Source organism: Legionella sp. (assembly GCF_047605385.1).
Lineage (GTDB): Bacteria > Pseudomonadota > Gammaproteobacteria > Legionellales > Legionellaceae > Legionella.
Map to the genome: position 1 here is coordinate 1 of NZ_JASGFU010000119.1, position 4448 is coordinate 4448.

A 4448-nucleotide genomic window follows, 5' to 3' on the forward strand; every position below is an offset into this window, starting at 1 on the left:
TAAAAGCAGCAGGGTTTGTAGAGCGCATTTCGAAAGTCCATTATTTGAGCGGAATGGGGCTCTGGGCGTAAACCGTCCAAATTTCCGGACAAATATTGCTCACTCATCCTTATTTACAAATCTCTGCCGAGCAAATTCAATCGTTTGATGTAACTTTTTCTGTAATTCTGCTTTAGGCGGTAATGTTGTAATATACTCAGCAACATGAATGCCGCTTTTATCCAATTCCAGCAACTCAATTTGCTCATGGGTTTTTCCAGTACATAATATGATACCTAATGGCGGATTTTCACCGGGCTCTTGTTCATATTTTGCCAACCAACGTAAATAAAGTTCCATTTGACCTTTGTACGCTGCGTCGAACTCACCTAATTTCAAGTCCAGAGCGCATATTCTCCGAAGCCGTCTGTTATAAAATAATAGATCAATATAATAATCGCGATGATCGATTTGTATACGTTTCTGACGGGCTATAAAGCTGAACCCTGTGCCCAACTCTAATAAAAAGCGCTCAATTTCACGTAATATGGCATCTTCCAAATCTTTTTCAAGATAACGATCTTTCATGCCAAGAAAATCCAGAACATAGGGATCTTTCAAAATTAAATCGGTGCTAACTTTATCGGAATCACGCAAGTTTTCAAGTTCATGGCGAATTAATTCTTCTGGTTTTCTGGAAAGCACCGTACGCTCATAGAGCATGGACTGGATCTGTTTATCTAATGTACGTGTACTCCAATGCTCAATGCGACACATCTCTACATAAAAATCACGTTTCAGTGGATCCTTTATTGGAATTAATGCTCTGAAGTGAGTCCAGCTCAATTGTCGTCGCAGTGCGGCGACAATCTTGTCATCAGGAAATGTTTCTGCAAATTGGATCATGCGCCTTAAGTTTTTTTCCTCGAATGAGCGGCCATATTCAGCCATTAAGCTATGTGATAAATTTTCAATGATACCCTGTCCATATTCTGCTCGATTATCCTTTAATATTTCAAGGTTAATACGATGACCTATCCTCCAATACAACGATGTTAACTCGGCATTCACAGCCAAGGCTACTTTCTGCCTGGAACTATTAATAAGACTCTGAATATCCATTAATAAAGGTTCATGGTTCACTGATTTTGTTATTTTTTTACTCATAAAATTACCCACATCGTAATTTTTGGTTGATTTCTATACTGTAAACTCATACACATCCTGATTATCTTTGTTCATTATTTTGTCTTTTTTGCGTAGCAAAACTAAATTTCGCACTATCGAATCCAGATCAATGATCTTGGCATTATTTGAAAAGATAAAATGTCCCCGAAAATGAATATGTCGCCAAGCCACAGGTGATATTTTCTTTAAAATAGCTAATGCCTTGAAATTACCTTCTGCTTCATATTTGATTTTTAACTTGGATAAAATAGCTGAATTGTAATGAATAATTGCGTTGGCAATCAGTCGACCACATTGGTTACTGATTTCAAGTTCACGATCGTTTCTACCAATCAGCTGTTTTTTTCCATACGTTGCCGCAATCACTGCGCGTAATTGATGATATGATTCCAATCTATTCTGTGAACGGTGGACATCGCGCTGCATTTTTCTATCTTGCAAATATTTGAGTGTGTAAATGCTACGAATCAGTTTATCATATTCAAAAATTGCTTTGCGAGTTCGATTATCAGTCGTGTAGGTGCATAATTTTTTGATCAAGAGACTTTGACTGATTTCTTTTAAACCAAGAGCCGCAATAATACGCATGATATTAGGCCATTCATCCTCAATAAGTTGACGATTAATTTGCCCTACAGGGGGGATGGTCCGCTCGCTATATTGTTTTGGATTGTCACCACAATATAAATGTTTTGTTTGAGTCTGAAGATTGGTGAATCGTGGATAAAGATTACCACCAAACCAATCCATAATAGCAAAATTGCCTTTATTGATAACATGCATATCACCAGTCAGTACATTTGGTGTAATGCCGCTTGTATTGTTGTACCAAATATCAAAGGCATAGTAGCTTTCGTGATCGTGTGCGCCAATTAAATCGCTTTGCAGTGGAATGTGGTTATAAAGCATGGTGTAAGCGACAACACCCTTACCTTTTCCATAATATTTTTTCGAATATCTTGCTTTAATGCTGGGTCTTGTTACTTCATATTTTTGACCGTCCAATGCGGCATAGAGCAAAAACATATCTAATGAATATAAGGGAAATATTGGCATTGTAGAAATATCATTACTAATGATGTCATTGGCTTGTTTCAGTGTTTGCAAACGCAGACGTGATTGGTAAGTATCAAGCAACGTATCATATGGGATGTCCGAGATATCGGCCATGTTTAGATTACCGCTATTTAATGCTTGCGCGATAACGGTTGCAATTAAATTGTTTTCAACAACATGTATTTTGCTGTAGCGTGGTTGAATATGCGTAAATGCTGATGAATAACTACTTGAGCTATTAACAAATCGGAGTACATCAGCAATATCACACAAGGGGAGTTGCTCATAAAATTGATGCTGAAGCGCCTCATCTTGACGATCATTGTTTTTTTTGAAATGCAGGGTTTTGGCTTTTTCATCATAAGGTAGATGTTTCAGCTTGCCTTGTGTGAAAGCATCATTGAAGCTCACCCACTGCTGGTGGAGTTCAGCAAAACGCAAATCCAATAATTGCTGGATTGGTTGTTTTAAAGTTGGAATGTTTAAGGGTGCTGTTAATGCGCCTTTATCAAAAGCCTCTTGCAATTCCTGTTGTAATGAGCGGTAATGTATACTGTCTTCAAGATGAAGATTACCAGATTTTATGCGTTTTTTAAGTTGACGGTAAATCCAAAATTCATAACGATCTGCATTTAGTCGCTGTTTTCCTTTGTTGGTGTTAATGAGGTAAGTTTTCAATCGTTTAGGTAGCGTTTTTTCAGGACAATCAATTATCGGCCATTGGTTCAATTGTTTCGAAGAATTAAATATTGTCTTTAACCAATTTATAGCAGCGAGCCAAGGGCTATCTTCAATGACACTTGAGAAATCCAACGTCATCAACAAGGGGCGCAGATGTAGTTTATAGCGATGAAACTCTTGATCGGTTGTTTTCCAGTAGAAATCAATTTCTGCAAGGTCCTTTTCATCAATGTTACCCACTTGTTCTTGTAATTTTTCTTTGGAGATGACCGTTATAAAAACTTCTTGTCGTATATCACCAAAACATGTTTCATCTGGAACTTCATCGGCAACAAAATACTTGGCCATGCGGCGCATGGATCTCAATTCTGTTTGCTGGCTCATGACATGTTGGGCATGTGCCTCTTTCGCTTTTATTTTGAGAGAGTCTTCAAATTGCTTAAGGTGGATACAAAAAGCATCCATTAGGTTATTACTTAATTGACGATAACGTTCCCAGATATAGCATAACAAATAAAGGTATGATTGTTCTGGTTTAATACGTTGACGTAAATCATGAATAGTATAGTAATGGACAAGGCTAGCGTAATATGAAATGTTTTGATGAGACAACTTGAGCGTTGGCAAGAACGATTTAGCCATCATGTATAGTGGTTTGATTACTTCAAGTTTTTCCCGTTCCGCATCCATCATGCGCGCTTTAAAATCTTTGGCGTCTCGTTTTAGTTCAGCTAGCCCAGATAAGGTTTCTTCTTCTTGCAGTAAATTTTTTAGCAATCGTTTATTTTGATCGGATAGCGAAGTCTGGATTAGTGCGGTAAACCTCGCTTTTTCATCCAACAGTGCACGACTAATTATTTTTTGTAACGTGCTATAACCGGGTCGCATAATCTTCTTTTCTCGAAGAAAAGCCAATAATTCCATAATAATAAACTGAGGACTTATATCTTTACGAAGTATCTGTTCAATTTGCTGAAGTAGTATAAGATCAAACTCATTGGACCACATTTGATATCCAAAATGCCTGGCAATGATTTGGCATTGGGCATAGTATTGATGTTTGGTTATGGGGGATGTTTTACAGACTTGCTCAGGAAAATATTGCTCCAGAACAAATGCTACATCTTCAGTAACCTCGTCCCATTCAAAACGAAAAAAGAAGTGGACTGCTTTAAAATATCCAATTTGTAAAGCACAATGGATTTGTGATGACAAATCAGATCGACTGCGCATTAGTGCCTGTTCTTCTGGTGTAAGATTCAAATAGTTCAAACGTTGTTCATCATCAAAGTTTGGCAGTTCATAGAGGGCGGCTTGTTCGGCCTCTGAGAGAATGGTAAGTCTTTCGTTACTGGCACGCATATGACATTATACTTTGATTATTAAATAACGAGCGTTATGAGTGGTTTTAAATATACAATTGAAATATAATGAATTGCAATATCAATTTGTATTATTTTAATTACAAAAATAGGTTAAGAGTAAACGGGCTAGATTTATGGGGAAAATTGTTGCTTATTTGCGCGCATCGACTGACAAACAAG

1 protein-coding gene and 1 pseudogene are annotated in these 4448 nt (G+C 37.3%); both read right to left on the bottom strand.

Translation table 11 applies throughout. The features are described 5' to 3' along the window. Positions 1-99 precede the first annotated feature (99 nt). Positions 100-1146 carry a PDDEXK nuclease domain-containing protein gene (locus QM652_RS14155; RefSeq protein ID WP_415076905.1) on the bottom strand — a complete coding sequence of 349 codons (1047 nt, stop codon included), beginning with the start codon at positions 1144-1146 and terminating at the stop codon, positions 100-102. Positions 1147-1242: 96 nt separating this feature from the next. Next, positions 1243-4266 (bottom strand): annotated as a pseudogene (locus QM652_RS14160) (Tn3 family transposase); the annotation flags it as partial. Positions 4267-4448: the final 182 nt, after the last annotated feature.